19 protein-coding genes are annotated in these 18621 nt (G+C 59.8%); 6 read left to right on the top strand and 13 right to left on the bottom strand.

Annotated features, from left to right (window positions below):
- Positions 1-194: 194 nt before the first annotated feature.
- On the top strand, positions 195-2642 hold the full coding sequence (locus tag CAG47_RS10725; RefSeq protein ID WP_085724838.1) for an acyl-CoA dehydrogenase: 2448 nt from the start codon (positions 195-197) through the stop codon (positions 2640-2642).
- Positions 2643-2716: 74 nt separating this feature from the next.
- Complete coding sequence (locus CAG47_RS10720; RefSeq protein WP_085724837.1) at positions 2717-3124, top strand: PA2817 family protein; 408 nt, start codon at positions 2717-2719, stop codon at positions 3122-3124.
- Positions 3125-3305: 181 nt separating this feature from the next.
- On the opposite strand, the gene CAG47_RS10715 is transcribed toward CAG47_RS10720, so the two are convergent.
- On the bottom strand, positions 3306-4304 hold the full coding sequence (locus CAG47_RS10715) for a LysR family transcriptional regulator (RefSeq protein WP_085724836.1): 999 nt from the start codon (positions 4302-4304) through the stop codon (positions 3306-3308).
- 89 nt (positions 4305-4393) lie between these two features.
- On the opposite strand from CAG47_RS10715, the gene CAG47_RS10710 reads away from it, so the two are divergent.
- The 4 genes from CAG47_RS10710 to CAG47_RS10690 all read left to right on the top strand — a co-directional run bounded on the left by CAG47_RS10710 (position 4394) and on the right by CAG47_RS10690 (position 7991).
- Positions 4394-5020 (top strand): hypothetical protein, encoded by a 627-nt coding sequence (locus tag CAG47_RS10710; protein ID WP_085724835.1) that lies wholly within the window; start codon positions 4394-4396, stop codon positions 5018-5020.
- A 620-nt stretch (positions 5021-5640) separates the two neighbouring features.
- The gene (locus tag CAG47_RS10700) at positions 5641-6864 is read left to right on the top strand and encodes a type II and III secretion system protein family protein (RefSeq protein ID WP_085724834.1); all 1224 of its coding nucleotides are present in this window, start codon (positions 5641-5643) and stop codon (positions 6862-6864) included.
- Positions 6865-6983: 119 nt separating this feature from the next.
- On the top strand, positions 6984-7697 hold the full coding sequence (locus tag CAG47_RS10695; protein ID WP_085724833.1) for a tetratricopeptide repeat protein: 714 nt from the start codon (positions 6984-6986) through the stop codon (positions 7695-7697).
- Between the two features lie 18 nt (positions 7698-7715).
- Positions 7716-7991: a DUF3613 domain-containing protein gene (locus tag CAG47_RS10690; RefSeq protein WP_085724832.1), complete on the top strand. Its 276-nt coding sequence runs from the start codon at positions 7716-7718 to the stop codon at positions 7989-7991.
- A 215-nt stretch (positions 7992-8206) separates the two neighbouring features.
- Here CAG47_RS10690 and CAG47_RS10685 read toward each other — a convergent pair whose 3' ends face one another.
- From CAG47_RS10685 to CAG47_RS10630, 12 genes are all read right to left on the bottom strand, one after another.
- The gene (locus tag CAG47_RS10685) at positions 8207-9169 is read right to left on the bottom strand and encodes a type II secretion system F family protein (RefSeq protein WP_085724831.1); all 963 of its coding nucleotides are present in this window, start codon (positions 9167-9169) and stop codon (positions 8207-8209) included.
- Positions 9170-9199: 30 nt separating this feature from the next.
- Complete coding sequence (locus CAG47_RS10680) at positions 9200-10186, bottom strand: type II secretion system F family protein (RefSeq protein ID WP_085724830.1); 987 nt, start codon at positions 10184-10186, stop codon at positions 9200-9202.
- Positions 10183-11625, bottom strand: coding sequence for a CpaF family protein (locus CAG47_RS10675; protein ID WP_085724829.1), 1443 nt, complete (start codon positions 11623-11625; stop codon positions 10183-10185). Before CAG47_RS10675 ends, CAG47_RS10680 begins: the two co-directional genes overlap by 4 nt.
- 3 nt (positions 11626-11628) lie before the next feature.
- On the bottom strand, positions 11629-12849 hold the full coding sequence (locus CAG47_RS10670; protein WP_085724828.1) for an AAA family ATPase: 1221 nt from the start codon (positions 12847-12849) through the stop codon (positions 11629-11631).
- On the bottom strand, positions 12843-13337 hold the full coding sequence (locus CAG47_RS10665) for a TadE/TadG family type IV pilus assembly protein (protein ID WP_085724827.1): 495 nt from the start codon (positions 13335-13337) through the stop codon (positions 12843-12845). The genes CAG47_RS10670 and CAG47_RS10665 overlap by 7 nt, the downstream gene beginning before the upstream one ends.
- Positions 13337-13816, bottom strand: a complete 480-nt coding sequence (locus CAG47_RS10660; protein ID WP_085724826.1) for a TadE/TadG family type IV pilus assembly protein — start codon at positions 13814-13816, stop codon at positions 13337-13339. The genes CAG47_RS10665 and CAG47_RS10660 overlap by 1 nt, the downstream gene beginning before the upstream one ends.
- Positions 13817-13825: 9 nt before the next feature.
- Positions 13826-15172, bottom strand: a complete 1347-nt coding sequence (locus tag CAG47_RS10655; RefSeq protein WP_085724825.1) for a TadE/TadG family type IV pilus assembly protein — start codon at positions 15170-15172, stop codon at positions 13826-13828.
- A 58-nt stretch (positions 15173-15230) separates the two neighbouring features.
- Positions 15231-16043 (bottom strand): Flp pilus assembly protein CpaB, encoded by an 813-nt coding sequence (gene cpaB, locus CAG47_RS10650; protein ID WP_085724824.1) that lies wholly within the window; start codon positions 16041-16043, stop codon positions 15231-15233.
- A gap of 15 nt (positions 16044-16058) precedes the next feature.
- A complete protein-coding gene (locus CAG47_RS10645; RefSeq protein WP_085724823.1) occupies positions 16059-17387 on the bottom strand; it encodes an AAA family ATPase in 1329 nt (442 codons plus the stop codon).
- Between the two features lie 2 nt (positions 17388-17389).
- Positions 17390-17920: a prepilin peptidase gene (locus CAG47_RS10640; protein WP_085724822.1), complete on the bottom strand. Its 531-nt coding sequence runs from the start codon at positions 17918-17920 to the stop codon at positions 17390-17392.
- A gap of 27 nt (positions 17921-17947) precedes the next feature.
- Positions 17948-18139, bottom strand: coding sequence for a Flp family type IVb pilin (locus CAG47_RS10635; protein ID WP_085725066.1), 192 nt, complete (start codon positions 18137-18139; stop codon positions 17948-17950).
- Between the two features lie 153 nt (positions 18140-18292).
- Positions 18293-18484 (bottom strand): Flp family type IVb pilin, encoded by a 192-nt coding sequence (locus tag CAG47_RS10630; RefSeq protein ID WP_085724821.1) that lies wholly within the window; start codon positions 18482-18484, stop codon positions 18293-18295.
- Positions 18485-18621: the final 137 nt, after the last annotated feature.

Below are 18621 nucleotides of genomic sequence, written 5' to 3'. Positions count from 1 at the left end.
CCTGGGAAAGCCCCGAGTCTAGCGAGAGCTTCAGCACAGGAATAACGACGTTTCGGCCAAACATGGCCGCTTTGCCGCTCGCTCAATCAATGCTTTACCCAAGACTCCAATCACATCGCTCCAACCAGCCTGTTTTACGGATGCCGTCTAAGCTCTGAGGGCTGGTTTCGCCCTGGTTTCACGGAGGAATGAATATGCTGCTGTTGTGGATACTGGTTCTGCTGGTCGGGATTGCCTGTTTGGCCCACCGTCGCATCGACCCGCTGCCCGCCTTGGTCATCGTGGCCGTCTATGTCGTGGCAATGGGCGCTTTCAGCCGAGCGCCGGGCTGGTTGCTGCTGGTTTGCTGGGTGTTGATCGCCGCCGTCGCCGCGCCCTTGCTGCTGCCCGACCTGCGCCGCAAATTGTTCAGCGCCCCCCTGTTCAACTGGTTCCAGAAAACCCTGCCGCCCATGTCGCAAACCGAACGCGACGCCATTGACGCCGGCACCGTGTGGTGGGACGGCGAACTGTTCAGCGGTCGTCCGGACTGGAACAAACTGCTGTCCTATCCCAAGGCGCAACTGAACGAAGAGGAACAGGCGTTCATCGACGGGCCGACCGAAACGCTCTGCGCCATGGTCAATGAATGGCAGCTCGGTCAAACCATGGACCTGCCGCCCGAAGTCTGGACGTTCATCAAGGACAACGGCTTTTTCGCCCTGATCATTCCCAAGGAGTTTGGCGGCAAGGGCTTTTCCGCCTATGCCCACTCCCAGGTAGCGATGAAACTGGCGAGCCACAGCGGCGACCTCGCCTCCACCGTGATGGTCCCCAACTCCCTCGGCCCGGCCGAACTGTTGCTGCATTACGGCACAGACGAACAACGCCATCATTACCTGCCACGCCTGGCCCGCGGCGACGACATCCCGTGCTTTGCCCTGACCGGCCCGTTGGCCGGTTCCGACGCCGGCGGCATGCCGGACTCCGGGGTGATCTGCAAAGGTCAATGGGAAGGCCAGGAAGTCCTCGGTCTGCGCCTGAACTGGGAAAAGCGCTACATCACCCTCGGCCCGGTGGCCACCCTCCTCGGCCTGGCCTTCAAGGCCTACGACCCGGATCACCTGCTGGGCGACAAGGAAGACCTGGGTATCAGCCTGGCGCTGATTCCGACCGACGCCGCCGGTGTCGAGATCGGCCGCCGCCACCTGCCGTTGGGTGCCGCCTTCATGAATGGCCCGAACTCGGGCAAGGATGTGTTCGTCCCGCTGGAGTTCCTCATCGGTGGCCAGGAAATGCTCGGCAAAGGCTGGATGATGCTGATGAACTGCCTGTCGGTCGGGCGGTCGATTTCCCTGCCGGCGGTGGGCACCGGCATGGCCAAGTTCACCAGCCTGGTGACAGGCCAATACGCTCAGGTTCGCGAACAGTTCAACGTGCCGATTGGCGCTTTCGAGGGTATTCAGGAAGCCATGGCCCGCATTGGCGGCAACACCTGGATGATGGACGCCGCCCGCATGCTGACCGCCAATGCAGTCGATCTGGGCGAAAAGCCGTCGGTGCTGTCGGCGATTCTCAAGTACCACCTGACCGAGCGCGGCCGCGACTGCATCAGCGATGCCATGGATGTGCACGGCGGCAAGGCAATCATCATGGGGCCGAACAATTACCTCGGCCGCAAATGGAACGGCGCGCCGATTTTCATCACGGTGGAAGGCGCGAACATACTCTCGCGCAACCTGATGATCTTCGGCCAGGGCGCGATCCGCTGCCATCCCTTCGTGCTCAAGGAAATGGCCCTGGCCGGCCGTGAAGACAAGGATCAGGCGCTCAGGGAGTTCGACGGCCTGCTGCTCAAGCACATCGGTTTTGCCGTGGGCAACGCCGCCAGTACGCTGGTACTCAACCTCGGATTCGGGCACCTGGAACACACCCCGGGGGATAAACTCAGCCAGGGCTACTTCCGCGCCCTCAATCGCCAGGCCGCTGCTTTCGCCCTGCTCGCCGACTTCAGCATGATGTTGCTGGGCGGCGCACTGAAACGCCGCGAACGCCTGTCCGCACGACTGGGCGACGTACTGAGCAACCTTTACCTGGCCTCGGCCGCACTCAAGCGCTACAACGATCTCGACTCACCGCAGTACATGACACCACTGCTGGCCTGGGCCATGGAGGAAAGCCTGGGCCAGGCGGAACGGGCCATGGATGAGTTGCTCGACAACTTCCCGAACAAGGTCGTGGGCTGCCTGTTGCGGGTGATCGTGTTCCCGTTCGGTCGCCGACACAAAGGGCCGTCGGACAGACTCGGTGCCGAAGTCGCTGCGTTGATTGGCCGGGCCAAGGGCGACCCGGCCCTGGAGGAGTTGCTCCAGGGCTGCTATCGCCCACAAGCGAGCGACGATCCGGTCGGTGCGCTGCAACACGCCTGCAATCTGTTGGGTGCCGCACAGCCGCTGCAGAAAAAGCTGCAGGTGGCACTCAAGAGTGGCCAGGTCAAACCAGTGGCCGGCGAGTCGCTGATCGATACCGCACTCGAGGCCGGCGTATTGCAGCCGATGGAAGCCCAGACCCTGCGTGAAGCCGAAGCGGCCCGGCGCAAGGTGATCGATGTCGATGACTTTGACCAAGCGGCTTTGGCACTGGCCGAGGGAAAAGTCCGCTGATCCCTTCAAACATGTAAAAACGGGCGCGGGCGCTTTATACTCCCGCGCCCGTTTTGCTCTTGAGGACTTATCTGGTGTCCAACATCGTTGCCGATCATCTCGTTTTACTCGACCACCTGCGCAGCATCCTGGTCGCCGTAGGTGAGGCCGAGCAGGTTCCCGACGAAAGTCATGCCTTGTTCCTTGAGCGCTTCGACGAACTGCTTGCGTTACTGCCTGTCGATCCGATCGAAAGCCAGTACCTGGGCCAGGACATCCTGTGCCAGGTCATCACTCGCTATCCGCAGATCGCTCACCTGGTTCCGCGCGACCTGCTGTGGTATTTCGCCGGTGACTGCCTGCATTACATGCCCGATGATGAAATCGACCTGTACCAGGCCCTGGAAGAACGCCGCTACGAAGCCGAACAGAACGACGAACCTTTCGACTGGAACCAGGAAAAGCAATTGCTGTCGCTGTCGAACCAGGACAGCAAGCACTGATCAGCGACCGGCATGCCCTCGCATGCTTTCCCCTGTAGGAGCGGGTGCCCGCTTGCGGCATGCTCGCGATGGACGACAACGTTAACGCGTATTGTCTGAATGAACGCGTTGTCTGGTCGTTTTTCGCGAGCATGCTCGCTCCTACAGGGCTCCAGGAACATTCCCAAGACTTTTTTTGCGTTCAGAACAAGCCGTCACTCTCCGGCAGTTCATACTCCGATGGCGACCAGCCCGGACCATTCGACTTGCCTGGCTTGCCCAGCGTCGGCTCCTTTTCCAGACACTCCACCAGGTAATCGATCAGCACCCTCAGTTTGGGAGGCAGGTACCGGGTTGGCGAATGCAGCAACCAGGCGCCTCCGTGATAGGACGCGAGAAAGGTCCAGTCCGGCAGCACCTGCACCATCAGCCCTTTCTCCAGGGCATGGCGCGCCGTGAAATACGGCAGGCTGCCAATTCCGATGTGCTGCAGCACCGCGCCATAACGTACGCCGGTGTGATTGGCGGCATATCGACCGCGCACACCGACGGTGACCGATTGGCTGCCTTTCTTGAATTTCCAGCGCGCATCGCTCGGGTTTTCGCCCAGGTAAATGCAACTGTGGTTGAGCAGGTCGTGGGGGTGCGTTGGCGTACCGTGCTCGGCCAGGTACTGCGGTGTCGCGCAGAGCATATGATCGATGGTCAGCAACCGCCGCCCCACCAGTCCCGCCGGTGGCCGATCAGTGATGCGAATCGCCAGGTCGACGTGGTCGTCAATCAAGTCGACCTGACGGTCCTCAAGCATCAGCTCCACATCCACCTTGGGATAACGGCGCAAAAACTCCGGCATATGCGGGTGAATCACGATCCGGCCCACCGCTTTCGGCACGCTGATGCGCACCAGCCCCTCGGCTTCATCCGTGAACTGACCACTGATTTCCATCACTGAGCGGGCGGCATTGACCATTTCCTGACAGCGCTTGAACACCTCTTCGCCACCGTCACTCAGGCGCAGCTTGCGCGTGGTTCGTTGCAGCAATCGGGTCGCGAGTGCCTTCTCCAGACGCGAAATGCTTCGACTGACCGCTGAGGGCGAAGAACCCAACTGACGAGCCGCCTCGGAGAAACTGCCGGTCTCGACAACCTTGACGAAAATCGCCATTTCACCGAGCAGCGGCAATGGAAGATTTATGCTCACAGCGCAACAGTCCTTTGATGTTTGCCCGGATTATCACGCATTTACCGGCTTTCTATAATAAAAACAGATAATCAATACGAGCCTGGTATATGACGCTGCGCCTTTTTTTCCATAGTGATGAGCTCAAGGCCAACGTGGAAGTCCTGGAATGCACCCCGCACGAAAACGAATTTGCCGTGGTCCTGCGCGCGACCCTGTTCCACCCTCAGGGTGGCGGACAGCCTTCTGACACAGGCTGGATCGGCGAAAGCCAGGTGCTGCGCGTGATACAGGATCACGAGCGGATCATTCATTTTGTCGACCGACCGGTAAAAACCGGGATGACGCCAATCCGCATCGACGAGCAGCGCCGGTTGTACAACACACGTATGCACACGGCCGGGCATTTGATCGGGCACTTTGTACAAAACATGGGCTGGATGCCGATCAAGGCGCATCACTGGCCTGGTGAAGGCCGCGTGCAATTCAAGCCGGGCAGTTGTGCGCAAGATGTTCAGGCCGGGACAATCGAGCATGGCATCGGACAGTGGATCGACCACGACCTGCCGCGCCTGACTTCATTGCGCGAAGGTGTCCGGGAAATCGGCTTCGGAGAACTACCCGCCTACGGTTGTGGCGGCACCCATGTACGCAGCTTGAAGGATCTGGGCGCGGTCAGCATCGCCTCCCTGTCGCAGAAAAAAGGCACGCTGTCCGTCCACTATCACGTGGACTGAGCACAGGGCGTTCTCGGGAATGCCTGAATTCATCGATGCAAGAAGGCCCGCCCAGTCAGACTGGCGGGCCTTTTTTGCTTCAGCAACACACTCCGTCAACATCAGGGGGACCACACGGCGCGGCGACCCAGCCCCCCTGCCACCAGTCTTTGCTGCAATAGTTTCCTCTGTCTCATGGCACTTTGGCTTGATTGAACTAACGTCTAACAATAAGAAGTCATAACGGCTCGAATTTCCACGTTAGCTTCAGTGATCAGAGAGCGGATTGGCAAAAGGAGTTACCTCACGATGATCCTGGCAGGCGTTTTGCGGCGCTGTACCTTCATTGCCGAACATTTCCCGGGGGCGCCAGGTCGGCGAACAGGGCAGTTCATGGCCGCGAGTATCGCTCTGGCAGGCAGTCCGGATATCCAGATCACTAAAAACCGTTTTTTGCGAAGGTCGCTCGCGGTCCAACCGGATCGGCGAACTGTGCCCGCTCGTGTGTAGCAAGCAAGGAATAACGCCAAGACCATGGACAAGTGGTCTGGCGCATTGGGGGGGGATAGCCCAATCCCCGTGAAGTGATCCGAGAAAACTCAGTCTGCCGAAGATTGGCCTATTCAGTGAGGATGTACTTAATGAGCCTTCGTCCCGTGCCCGCTTTCAAGCGAATTTTCCATGGCCTGCTCTGGATGGGCCTCAGCGTGGATGCGGCGCAGGCCGCACCGGCCAATTGCTCGCAACTGGATAATTGGCCGACAACGTACGAGGTCGGTCAGGGGCTGCAGAATGAATTGCGCAGCCCCGTTCCGGTCACACAGCTGGCGGTGGGTGACCCGAAAGTTGCCGACGTGCAACCCAGCGGCAGCAGCGCTTTCATACTCACGGGCATTGCGCCGGGGACCACCAGCCTGATGGTCTGGACCGCCTGTTCGAAAACCCCGCGCCAAAGCATGGTGTTCGTCAAGGGTAAAGCCACGTCGGCGCTGACCAGCGCGCCGGCTGTGCCTTCCGACGACCTGATGCTGCCGAGCCAGGTACAGACCGATGTCCGCTTCGTTGAAGTCAGCCGGACCAAGCTCAAGGAAGCCTCCGCCTCGATTTTTGGCGTCCGGGGCAACTGGATATTCGGCTCGCCGAGAACCTTTCCCACCATCAACGGCATAGTCACCCCGTCGATTCCGGTGCGAAACGACCAGTTCAACCTCTCGTTCGCTACCGGCAGCACCCTGGTGGCGATCAACGCGCTGGAAGGCAGCGGTTTCGCCTACACCCTGGCGCGACCAAGCCTGGTAGCGCTCAGCGGGCAGAGTGCGAGCTTCCTGGCCGGCGGTGAAGTACCGATTCCTGTGCCCAGTTCAGGCAGCGATAACGTGTCCATCGAGTACAAGGAGTTCGGTATCCGCCTGACGCTGACGCCGACCATCGTCGGGAAAAACCGTATCGCACTGAAGGTGGCGCCGGAAGTCAGTGAACTGGATTTCACCAACGCAGTGAGCATCGCCGGCACAGTGGTCCCGGCCCTGACCGTGCGCCGTACCGATACCAGCATTTCCCTGGCCGACGGCGAAAGCTTCGTCATCAGCGGCCTGATCAGTACCCACAACGACTCCCAGGTGAACAAGTTTCCGGGGCTGGGCGATATCCCGATTCTGGGCGCGTTTTTCCGTGACAACACCATCAATCGCGAAGAACGCGAACTGCTGATGATCGTCACCCCGCATCTGGTCCAGCCGCTGGCGGCCAATGCACAACTACCGTCAATGCCTGGTGAACAGCTGCGCAATTACGACCCGAACTTCTACCGCATGTTCTTCCTGGAAAATGGCGACTTCGACAGTCGCAGCGGGCTCTCGCAATGAACCGAAGACTGAACAGGATTGACCTCGCCCTCACTTGTAACGCTGACTCCGGACGCTTGCCGGGTCAGCCTCTTTGCCGTTGGCCAGGTGCTCAACCTGTTGTAGCCAGGGGACATTCAATGAAAGCAGTCATTGCAATTGCGGCGACATTGATGCTCGCAGGTTGTGCCAGCAATGGCATGCCTTCGAAACCGGGCAGCTGCGCCAAACCCGGTTCGGACCAAGAACTGACCCTTAACCTGGCCGACACCATGGCCAACGAAGGCCGCTTGTATGCCAGCCTGGCGAATCTGGAAGGGTTGCCCGATGACCTGGTCCAGGTTCGCCTGCGCAAGGCTCGGGTGCTGCGCTTGATGGGGCGTAACACAGAGGCGGAGCCGTTGTATCAAAGCTTGCTCGGCACCTGCCTGGCGGCTGAAGGGGAACATGGCCTGGGCCAATTGGCCGCTGCCAGAAATGATAATGCCACCGCCATCACTCACCTTGAGCGTGCGGTGCGGATGGCCCCCACCGACGAAAAGATGCGTAATGACCTTGGGGTCGTCTACCTCAATCAACGACGGATCCCCGAAGCACGCATTGAGTTCATGACCGCCATGGAACTCAAGCAGGGAAACTCTCTGGCGGCACTGAATATGGTGACGCTGCTGATCTATCAGGATAACTGGAAGGCGGCTGCCGAACTCGTGACCCGTGCCGACTTGAGCCCCCAGCAAGTCGTAGAGGCGCAAACCCGCGCGGAAAAACTCAAGGCCTCCGCCAGAAAAGTCGCGGCCTCCGAGGGGAATCGCAAGACTGAGGTAGCCGATGCCTCTGCCAGTGCGAACAAGTAGAACGTACGAGGAGTCGAGATGAAAACCAAACGGCTGTTGATCCTGTGCATGGCTAGCCTGTCCACCACTGCCTGGGCCATTGGGCCAGGGCCCTCCTCGCCGTATCAGCAAGGCACCGAACAGTGGTTGCAGTTGCAGATTCGCGGCGTGGTTGCCTCCCCTCACCTGCAAACCGCTTCGGCCACCGAACGTGACCTGGCCATGCAGCGCTGGCTGAACAGCTTCAACTACCCGATTCCGGAGTTTTATGACCAGGATCAAGCGGGAGATCTGAGCGTCAGCGGCGACAACTGAGGCATATCGATGGATGATCAGCCTCTGGCCTGGACCAGAGTAGCCTGGCTGCAAAGCCGGGCTTTTTGTCGTGTGCAGCAAAAGCGATGGCATCTACGCACTATCCATCCGTGGACGGATTACCTCGAAGCAGATGTGTAGCTAATTGGCAGGACAGTGCTGGTCAGGCTCGGATGGCAAGGCTGTCGCACTCGACAGCCTCAAGCCGTTTGACCTCATCCGAAGGCTCTCAACACCCCGATCAGGGCTGGACCGATGGCAACCAGAAAGAAGCTCGGCCACAGGCAAAAGATCAGCGGAAATATGAGTTTGGTACCGATTTTCGCCCCTGCCTCTTCGGCGGCCTGGGTGCGCCGGTCGCGGAACTCATCGGCATAGATACGCAGGGTGTCGGCCACGCTGGTACCGAAGCGGATGCTCTGCGCCAACAGGCTGACCAACCCTTGCACGTCATCCAGACCGGTGCGCACAGCCAGTTGCTTGAGTGCCTCGGTACTGGTGATGCCCGCGCGGATTTGCGCATTGACCTGGGCCAGTTCCTCAGCCAGTTCAACGTGGCTGACCGACATCTCCTCGGCCACGCGTTCGATGGTCGTGGGCAGGGCCAGACCCGATTCCACGCAGACGACCATCAGATCCAGCGCATCCGGAAACGCGACACGCAGCCGGTTTTGCCGCGCCTCCTTACGCTTGCTGACATACAGTGCCGGCAGCAGCCAGCCGATACCGAATGCCATGACCACCACCAACAGGCCGATCATCAATGTGACCTTGGGGATCAACGGCAACAGCAACAACGCAAGGCCGGCCAATGACAGCGGCAACATCAGGCGCACCGCCCAGTACATCTGCACCGCCGAGGAGGAACGGTAACCGGCATGCATCAACAAGGTGCGGGTTGCGGACGTATTGGTCGTCTCGGTAGAAGCAAAGCGCTGGCCGACCCGCTCCAGCAGCAATTGCAGGTTACCCGGAGCCTCCTGCTCGACCGAATTGCCTGAATGACCACGCTTGATCAACGCCAGGCGACGTTGCACCGGGTCCTGGAGGCCAAACATCAGCAACATCACAGCGACGACCGCAAACACCGTACTCAAACCGATCACGCTGATGAACAATATGCGCGCCAGTTCTTCGCTCCCCGTAACCCGACTGAACAACCCCAGTAGAAAGTCCATGAACCTGTACCTCCCGGTAGCGAATACCGCTTAAACCTGAATCCGGATGATTTTTCTGATCCAGAAAATCCCGATCAGCATGGCGACAAAAGCTCCGATGATCAGCTTGTGGCCCGTGGGATCATTGACCAGCACAGGAAGGTAACTGGGGCTTGTAACGATGATCGCGATCGCCAGTACGAAAGGAATCGCCACCAGCACCCAGGCCGACATACGCCCCTCCGCCGACAAGGTCTTGACCTTGCGCTGGAAGCGGAAGCGTCCACGGATCAGCCGACTCAGGCGCTCCAGCACTTCCGTCAGGTTGCCGCCGGTCTCGCGATGGATGAGGATCGAGGTCACCAGCATCATCACCGTCATGCTCGGCATGCGCTCCAGCAGGCCGAGCATGGCCCGGCGTACATCGTTGCCATAGTTGATATCGGCGAAGGTCAGGCCGAACTCATGAGCGACCGCCCCCTGGTGCTCCTCGGCGACCAGGCGCAGGGTCTCGTTGAACGGGTGCCCCGCACGCAGGGCCCGGCACATGGCATCCAGCGCATCTGGCAAACCTTCCTCGAACTGGGCAAAACGCTTGTTGCGATCACGCAGGATTTTCAGGACCGGGATCCAGGCCACCACAAAAGCCACCGCCAGCGCCATCCACCAGATCGCCGAAACCATCAGGACCAGGGTGCCAGCCGCAACGCCCAGAGCCAGCCCGAGCAATATCACCCGATAAGCACGGTACTCATGGCCGGACTGCTCGATCAGCTGTGTCAGGTTCCCCATGAAAGGCAACTGCTCGAGCATCGCCTCCAGTGGCGACAAGCGCGTCAGGTACTTCTGCCTCAGTACCGTTTGCATGTTGGGTAGATGGTTGGCTTTCTCCAGTACATGCAGGCGGCTGCGGATGAGCTTGCGCATCTTCCCGGCCTCGCCGAATACCGGCACCGCCACGCCCTGGGACAGAAGAAAGACGGCAATGAACACCATGCCGAGGAACATCAGAATGAATTCACCAGGAATATTTTTCATGGCTGCCGTGCCTCCATCCACTCAGGCCTGAACATCGTCAGCGGCAACTCGATGCCGCGCTTGGCCAGCACATCACGGAATGCGGGGATCATGCCGCTGGGCCGATAATCACCCAGCACTTCGCCGTTTTCGCCCACGCCGTGGCGCGCGAAGGAGAAGATTTCGGTCATGGTGATGATCTCGCCTTCCATACCGTTGATTTCCTGCACGCTGACCAGGCGGCGCTTGCCGTCCTCCTGGCGTTCCAACTGGATCACCACATCGATGGCCGAAGCGATCTGCTGACGCATGGCCTTGATCGGGAAGGTCGCCCCGGTCATCGATACCATGTTCTCGACCCGCCCCAACGCATCGCGCGGGGTGTTGGCGTGGATAGTGGTCAGCGAGCCGTCGTGGCCGGTGTTCATCGCCGTCAGCATGTCCAGCGCCTCGACGCCGCGCACCTCGCCGATCACGATGCGGTCCGGACGCATCCGCAGGCTGTTGCGCACCAGTTCCCGCTGACTCACCTCGCCACGCCCCTCGATGTTCGAAGGCCGGGTTTCCAGACGCACCACGTGGGGCTGCTGCAGTTGCAGTTCGGCCGAGTCCTCGATGGTGACAATGCGCTCGTTTTGCGGAATGAAACTGGACAGGACATTGAGCATGGTGGTCTTGCCGCTGCCGGTACCGCCGGAAATCAGCACGTTCATGCGCCCGCGGACAATGGCCTTGAGCAGCAGGGCAATGGCCGGGGTCAACGTCCCCACCTGGATCAGGCTCTCGGTATTGAGCAGGTCCACGGCAAAGCGCCGGATCGACATGCTCGGGCCGTCGATGGCCAGCGGCGGGATAATCGCGTTGACCCGCGAACCGTCCTTGAGCCGGGCATCCACCAGCGGCGAGGACTCATCGATACGCCGCCCCAGGCTGGAGACGATGCGGTCGATGATGTTGAGCAAATGCTGATCATCGCGAAAGCGCACATCGGTGCGTTGCAGTTTGCCAAAGCGTTCGACATAGACCGAGGCAGAGCCGTTGACCAGAATGTCGGACACGCTGTGATCCGCCAGCAACGGCTCCAGCGGGCCAAGGCCGAGCACCTCGTCGGTGATCTGCTTGATGATCAACTGGCGGCTGGAAGTACTCACCGGTGCCGAATGCTCATCGAGCAGGCGCTGGCAGATTTCACGGATCTGCCGTGTGGCCTCCGCCTGCTCAAGGGCGTCCAGCAAGGACAGGTCCATGACCTTGAGCAACTGCTGGTAGATCCTTTCTCGCCACTCGGCCTCCACCGGGGTGACCTGGCTTCTGGTTTCGTAAACAACATCCGGGGTTGCACGCTCCCACGCCATTATTTCCTCCGCCGGATCCGGCAGGTCGTCACCCGACTGGCCAGCCTGCGATGAAGCGGCTTTACCGGACTGTTTGCGCAAGCGGTTACGAAAGTCGCTGATCATGGGTCACCCCCCGAAAAAACGGTTGAAGGCACGTTTGAACACGCCTTTTTTTCCAGCCATCTGGTTGCCGAGCAGGTCATCGGCCACGTTGCGCAGGGCAATGGTGATCGCCGCCTTCGGCGCATGCAGGCCCAACGGCACGCCGGTGTTCTGGCTCTGGCTGACCAGGTTGAAGTCGTTGGGCAATTTCGCCAGGTTCGTGCAGCGCAGCGCCTCACCGATATCCTTGAGGTTGACCGCTGCCGCCTTGTCATAGCGGTTGACCACTATCTGCAATTGATCCCCGCGCACGCCCAGGTCTTCGCGAAGAACCCGCACCAGGGAGCTGGCATCGCGCAGATGGCTGACGCTCTGCTGCACCACCACGTACACCCGATCCGCCTGTTCCAGCACAGAGCCGGTGAGGTGGTCGATTTGCCGTGGCAGATCGATCACTACCCAGTCATAGCTGGCGCGAGCCAACTGCAACAAGGTGTCAAGTTGCTCGGCTTGGGCATCCTGCGGCAGACACAGCTCACCGGCCCGGCCACCCAGTACATGCAAGGTCGGGCTGAAGTGGCTGCAAAAACCCCGCAGCGCAACACTGTCCATGCCGTCGATCTGATGCAACACCTCAAGATGGCTGTGGGTTTGCGCCACATCCAGGTAGTGCGTCACGCTGCCGAATTGCAGGTCCATGTCCAGCAACAGGGTACTGCCCCCTCTCGTGCTGAGCTGCTGAGCCAGGTTGCAGGCCAGCATGGTGCCGCCGGAACCGCCCTTGGAGCTGGTCACGGCGATCAATTTTCCTTCTGTACCACTGCCGGTCCGAACCTCCATGACCAGCCGATTCAAGGCGGTCACCAGTTCTGTCTCGGCGACGGGCTCCGGCAGCACGTCACGGGCGCCGGCCTGCATCGCCAGGCGCATGCCTTCCTGTTCGCTCAGCAGCCCGCAGACCAGCATCGGCGGACGCTCATGGGCCGGGCGCTGCAACAGTGCCGCCAGCTCCTCGCGCCACAGGTGGCTGACACGCAACAGCAACAGATCGGGCATCCGGTCCAGGCCATAGAGCGGGTCGACATGCCCATTGCTCACCAGGCGGGTGCTCACCTCCAGGCTGGGCATGCGTTGGCAGACGCTCTGCAGGTCGCGCAACGACGTGGCATCACGGCTGCTGATCAGTAACCTGAGCCCCGCTTTTCCGGTCGAAGCAGAGAGTGGAGTGTCCTTGGTATTCAGCATGGCGTGATCTCCCCGGAATCGGAATGACGCCCGAGGCTTTCACGTGGCAACGTTGCCCTGAATGCAGGCAAGGTAATGGGCACACCGAACCCGGGAATGAACAGATTGAAAACGAAATTTTGCAGACTCAGCTGGACATAGCGAATGGCACGGAAGCCATTGGCCCCACTCGTATCGGCAGGGTTTGCCACCACAGCACCGTTTGCGTCCAGATAGCTCAGCGTCAGGTTGGTGGTGGCCAGATTGCCGATCAGCTGGCTCGTACCCGCATCGCTCGCGGCATTGAAGATCGCCCGCCGCAGCACCACCGGATCGCTGATATTGCACACCGCCGCCAGGCGCGTACCACGGCGTACGGCTTCATCCAGTGCATTGACCGTAAAATACAGGCGGCCCATTTCCACAACGCCGAATAACAGTGTGAACACCAGCAGGCCTATGATGGCGAACTCCACCGTATAGGTGCCGCGCATGTGTTTTCTGTTCATCACAGTGCCCTCATCACGGTAGTGGCAACCAGCGGAATGCTCAGTGCAATCGAGTTGCCTACAAAACCGGGAAGCGATCCGGTGCAATTGCCGCCGCCAATCACAGGGCAAAACGTGTAGGTGATGGTGACCCGAACATGGTCGGAGCCCACGGCGGCAACGACCACATTGCCAGTCGTCAACCCTGACACCACCGCAGTCCCGGTGTTGGCAGGCACGCCATACACCGCAACGTTTTTCGTCTGGGTCAGTAACGTACTGCTCAGGGAAACCGTGCCAAGCGTCGAGTTCCATGCCTGACCGGCGACAAAACGGTCGGCATCGCGACTGGCCTGTAGCAGGATGTTGTACTGATAGAGCATGCGGCCGAACTCACCGAAGGCCAACATCAGCAACAGCAACACCGGCAGGACCAGGGTGAACTCCACCATGGCCAGGCCTTGCTGGCGCTGCCGACTTTTAAATCCATGAAGTCTCATGACGCCCCCCTACGAGTCAGTGCTCGGAGTACCGCTGCCGTTGAGATAGGTTTTGTACAGTTGGATGATCTGTGGACCGGAATCGGTTGACGGCGAGGGACCGGCCACGTTGTCGCCTTCGCACTCGCGCACAAACTGGCCAAAAATCTGCGCTTGCGTACCGCCGCCATTCATGGGCTGCACCACGAAATAGCAGCCAAAGCCCAGGACAGGGATCGTGGTTGAACCGCCCTGTTTGCCGGTGCAGTTGCCAACGACGATTTTCAGCATCCGACGCTCGAAGACCCCCCCGCTCTGACAACCACTGCCGGACCCCGCCACACAGGCGGCAACGCTTGCCTTCCAGTCGTTGTAGTCGAGTATCGCGTTACTGCCCGCTGTGAGATTGCCATTGCTCGAGGTGACGGGTTGTCCGTTGTAGAGCGTCTGCGCCGGGGTGACCGAGTCGTTGTAAGTGATCGCGGGACTGCTCGACGACGTCACCATGTCTGGCGGATAGGCCGAGGCACTGACCGGACCGTTGTAGATGCCGAAGCGCGTATTCAGGCCTTGGGACGCAGGGCCGACCGTGTTGCCGGGTGAGGTCTGGACAGTCTCCCCCACATTGCGGCAGACCGTGCCACCACCGGCCAGGTCCTCTCTGACCGAACTGCCGCCCGAGCCGAAATCGAGCAATTGAAAGTTGCCAGGGCCGATGGCGGACGAATTGTTGGCCGCTGACTTCAACACCTGCAAATCACCAAACTGGAAGCCCCAGAACATGCCTGCGGCCGGGTTGTATTGTGTCGAGTCGCCACAGACCATCAACGGCGCGACATCACATGGGTTGGTGGGGCTGGGACCCGCGGTGGCGATCGCTGCCACGGCCTTGGTTCCCAGGCCGCCAGTGCCGAAGACCTGGGCGAAATTCCAGAAAAATCCGGTCAGGCCAAAGCTCGGTACCGACACCCGAACGTACTTGGCATTCGCCGGCCCGGGATAGGAGAACGGGCCATAGACGCTGCTTGACAGCTCCACCGCTGCAAATGCAGCGGCGTTGCCCCCCATAGCCGTGGCCAGTTCGTTGTTGCCCGTGGCATTGGCATTCTGTACCAGCGTATTCAGCGCGGCGGTCTTCGTAGTGCTGGCACTGTTGCTGGCACCCGCCACCTGACTCAGGGTCTTGGCGCCACTCAGGGCGGCGGCATCCACCGCATTCTGCAGGCGCGTTTTGTTCAGCATCAGATGCCCGCCGTCCAGAGCCAGCGCGGCCATCATGCCCATCACCGCCAACGCGATCACCATCAAAACACTTACCGATCCTTCCTGGCGCGTTGGCGTCGCAGTGAACGGCCGCTGAATACGAAGATTCATCATCAAGCCCTCGATTGGCGATACTGATCCAGACCGGCTCTGCCAATACCCTTGTGCCTTGTCAGCGAATGTTGACTACTTTGGCTTCGATCCCGCGGATAACGGTGATACCCCCGCCCCCGCCATTGCTGCGCTGTACCACGGGTTTTGGCGTCTCGGTGGTGGCCATGGCCATGGCCGGAGCCGGGGCAGCAGGCGCAACGGCCGGGCTTTTCTTCTCGAGGTTCAGTGGATTACGCAGCGCCAGTTGCAACTTGCCTTCCGTCTGCGCCGTGACCAGGGCTTCCGCTTCAGCGGCCGACATCTCCAGGGTCACTGCGCGCACCACGACCGGTTGGGTCTTGTCGGTACCTGCGGTCTGATCCACTGCCAACACCCGCAAGTTCTCGAGGATGGTCCTGGACGTGGCGTTGTTACTGCCGGCATTCGTGGTTTTGGTCGCCAATACATCGACCCGGTTTCCTGGCAACAGGAAGCCGCCCACGCCCACCACATCGTCCACCCGTACAGATATGGCGCGTTTGTCCGGATCGATCAGAGAGGCCAGGGTACTGCCCCCCAGGTGGTCGCTCAGACGCGCACCACGCACGATGTCGCCCCGCAGAATGTCGAACGTTGCGATCTTGCCCACGGCTTTATCGCTGGAATCGAAGGCATCGTCCGGGATCGTATCCATGGGCATGCGCACGGTCGTGACCTGCTGGGCCTCGACCATTTGCCCGAATGGAATCTCGACCGTGGCGACCACCACGTTGCGCAGGTGGTCATCCGGGCTGGCATTGAGCCGCGCGCTCAGCCAGGAATCAGCCATCCATGCCGCCCCCAGGCCCATGGCCAGGGAAACGCCTATCAGGGTAAGCGTGCGAGAGCTCATGTCTGTATCTCCGTATCAAAGAAAGTTGAGCTGGACGAAGTAGTTGTGCCAGGCCCATTCCAACTCTTTCGGTGACAGTGGTCCGGAACCGCCTATGTAACGCTGGCGATCGAGTGCCATGTTCAGGAGATCACGGGGATGGCAAGGCACCAGAGGCATGCCTTCACTTGCATAAAGCCTTTGCAGCACATAACGCACCAGCAGCGGGTCGTAATGAATACCCAGACGCTCGCATTCCTGACGCCAGATCTTTTGGTACTCCTCGGGCTTCAGGTAACCGAATTGCAACTTGTAGCCAATCCGGCGAAGGAAGGCCTCATCGGCCAGTTCCAGGGGATTGAGGTTGGTGGAAAACACCAGAATCAGATCGAACGGCAGCTCACAATGCCGACCGCCACCCAGGTTGAGAAAATCGCGTTTCTCTTCCATCGGGACGATCCAGCGATTGAACAGCTCGGCGGGAGCCATGCGCTGGCGCCCCATGTCGTCGATGATGAACAGGCCATTGCTGGCCTTGAGTTGCAAGGCGGCCTGGTATTGACGGGTGAAGGGGTCATAGCGAACGTCCAACTGCTCCATGGTCAACTCGCCGCCCGTGATGACGATCGGGCGTTTGCAGCGCAGCAGTCGACGGTCGATGCCTTCGTTGAGCATCAGAGTGTTCTGTTGAACGTTATCATCGAGCCGCTGATGCACCTGCGGGTCATAGATCTCGATCACCGACTCGTTGATGACGATGGCATGCGGGACCCAGATGGCCTCGGCGAACAGGCGGATCAGCCGAGTGCTGACATAAGTCTTGCCAGTACCCGCGGGGCCATAAATCATGATGGCGCGCCCGGAGTTCATCGCCACGCCCAACTGATCGAGCATCTCCTCCGTGAGCACTACGCCAGAAAGGGCATTGTGCATATCGTTGGCGTTGATGCGGCCGTGGTGAATGGTCTGAAGCTTGATCAGGGAGCGGTAGGTGCTCACCGGGAAGGGTGCCGGACCGATATAGCCACTGCGCGACAGGGCATCGCGGGCGGCACTGCGACCACGTTCGGTCAGGCCGTAACGCAGCATCTGCCCGCCCGTTTGACTCACCTGGCCCAGCACTTCGACACGGCCATCCTTGCGCAGAAACGCCAGGACTTCTTCAAGTACCGCGCCGGTCAGCGCCAGGCGCTCCACCAGCCGCGTCATGTCCAGCACACCGGCGTCGTGCAAATGCTTGCACACCAACTCGCCGAGAAAACTGTCGGTCAGACCGGTTTCACGGATTGTGCACGGCTGAGGCGCCAGTCGTTGCACCGCATCCCGTTCATTGGGGTAGGCATCAGTATCAACCATGAGGTGCATGACTAATCTCCCAACCCACTGGCAACGAGTTGCCAATAGATGCTGCCCAGCGTGCCGAGCAAGATTGCAATCGAATAAGGAAAAGGCTTGCCGGCTACTTCATCCGAAGTTGGCGCCAAATAAGCCTGCGCCCTAAGAATCAGCCAATAACGCCCCAGGGTCTGAAACAATTGACCGCGATACAGCACGATCAAAAAACCGCATATTCCGCCGGCCATCAAACTGAACATTGCAGCCCACAAGGCGAAATGGAAGGGTAGAAAACTGCCGACCATGGCCATCAACTTGACGTCGCCGGCGGCCATGCCACCGAAGGCGTACATGGGCAGGAACAGCGCAAAACAGATCAGAATGCCCAACAGGCTGTCACCCAAGCCACTGATGCCACCCGAATACATTTGAGCACCCAGTCCCAGGGCAAGGCCCAACAGGACCAGCATGTTGGGAATTCGGTGGCGACGCAGATCGCTCACCACCGCGACGCCCAGAAGTCCTAGCAGTACAACTGTCGATACCAGCAATTCCATGGACATGGCGCGTCTCCCCGACCGGGATTATCGTTAGCAGGCAGAACCTTTGACCGCCGTGCACAGCGCTGTGATCTTGGTGTTCACCTCGGTGCCCAGAGTTACAAACATGGCGGCAACAGCTACCGTTATTAGCCCACCGGCAACGGCGTACTCCACAATGGTCAGGCCATCTTCATCTTTGATGAACTTGCTTATCGAAGCTTTGATAGTTTGCAGAGTCATTTTGGTGTACCTCACATCAGCGGCCATTCGGCTCAGTAAGTACATTGGCGGGGACAGCGCGAAGTCCATTGAGTTACCCGGTCTATCAGCGAAACAGTAGAAACCGGTTGTTCCATGGGTATCGCCGCGCCCCGCCTCCGTGAGTTGCCATCATCAGCAGGCAGAACCTTTGACCGCAGTGCACAGCGCTGTGATCTTGGTGTTCACGTTGGTACCCAAAGTTACAAACATTGCGGCAACAGCCACCGTAATCAGCCCACCGGCCACCGCGTACTCCACAATGGTCAGGCCGTCTTCGTCTTTGACGAATTTCACTACCGAAGCCTTGATTGTTTGCATGATCATTTTGCCCACCTCACTCGAATGTTGTTTTTTCTGAGGCAGTACTTTCTGCGCTGCCTGAGTGCAACACTAGTCAGGGACAAGGCATGGGCGTTAGGAGGATTTTGCACATCGCTAGGATTTTTTTGCTGGGGGGCCAA

Origin of the sequence: Pseudomonas sp. R37(2017) (genome assembly GCF_002113375.1) — a bacterium.
GTDB lineage: Bacteria > Pseudomonadota > Gammaproteobacteria > Pseudomonadales > Pseudomonadaceae > Aquipseudomonas.
Note: the sequence above shows the minus strand (reverse complement) of the source record. Positions and strands in the feature narration are given on the sequence as shown.

Coding starts and splice junctions, on each gene's coding strand:
- CAG47_RS10710 (WP_085724835.1), top strand. CDS start 4,394: ATGACGCTGCGCCTTTTTTTCCATAGTGATGAGCTCAAGGCCAACGTG.
- CAG47_RS10670 (WP_085724828.1), bottom strand. CDS start 12,849: ATGCTGAATACCAAGGACACTCCACTCTCTGCTTCGACCGGAAAAGCG.
- cpaB (WP_085724824.1), bottom strand. CDS start 16,043: ATGAGCTCTCGCACGCTTACCCTGATAGGCGTTTCCCTGGCCATGGGC.
- CAG47_RS10655 (WP_085724825.1), bottom strand. CDS start 15,172: ATGATGAATCTTCGTATTCAGCGGCCGTTCACTGCGACGCCAACGCGC.
- CAG47_RS10630 (WP_085724821.1), bottom strand. CDS start 18,484: ATGATCATGCAAACAATCAAGGCTTCGGTAGTGAAATTCGTCAAAGAC.
- CAG47_RS10665 (WP_085724827.1), bottom strand. CDS start 13,337: ATGAACAGAAAACACATGCGCGGCACCTATACGGTGGAGTTCGCCATC.
- CAG47_RS10685 (WP_085724831.1), bottom strand. CDS start 9,169: ATGGACTTTCTACTGGGGTTGTTCAGTCGGGTTACGGGGAGCGAAGAA.
- CAG47_RS10660 (WP_085724826.1), bottom strand. CDS start 13,816: ATGAGACTTCATGGATTTAAAAGTCGGCAGCGCCAGCAAGGCCTGGCC.
- CAG47_RS10700 (WP_085724834.1), top strand. CDS start 5,641: ATGAGCCTTCGTCCCGTGCCCGCTTTCAAGCGAATTTTCCATGGCCTG.
- CAG47_RS10680 (WP_085724830.1), bottom strand. CDS start 10,186: ATGAAAAATATTCCTGGTGAATTCATTCTGATGTTCCTCGGCATGGTG.
- CAG47_RS10725 (WP_085724838.1), top strand. CDS start 195: ATGCTGCTGTTGTGGATACTGGTTCTGCTGGTCGGGATTGCCTGTTTG.
- CAG47_RS10690 (WP_085724832.1), top strand. CDS start 7,716: ATGAAAACCAAACGGCTGTTGATCCTGTGCATGGCTAGCCTGTCCACC.
- CAG47_RS10635 (WP_085725066.1), bottom strand. CDS start 18,139: ATGACTCTGCAAACTATCAAAGCTTCGATAAGCAAGTTCATCAAAGAT.
- CAG47_RS10645 (WP_085724823.1), bottom strand. CDS start 17,387: ATGCACCTCATGGTTGATACTGATGCCTACCCCAATGAACGGGATGCG.
- CAG47_RS10675 (WP_085724829.1), bottom strand. CDS start 11,625: ATGATCAGCGACTTTCGTAACCGCTTGCGCAAACAGTCCGGTAAAGCC.
- CAG47_RS10640 (WP_085724822.1), bottom strand. CDS start 17,920: ATGTCCATGGAATTGCTGGTATCGACAGTTGTACTGCTAGGACTTCTG.
- CAG47_RS10695 (WP_085724833.1), top strand. CDS start 6,984: ATGAAAGCAGTCATTGCAATTGCGGCGACATTGATGCTCGCAGGTTGT.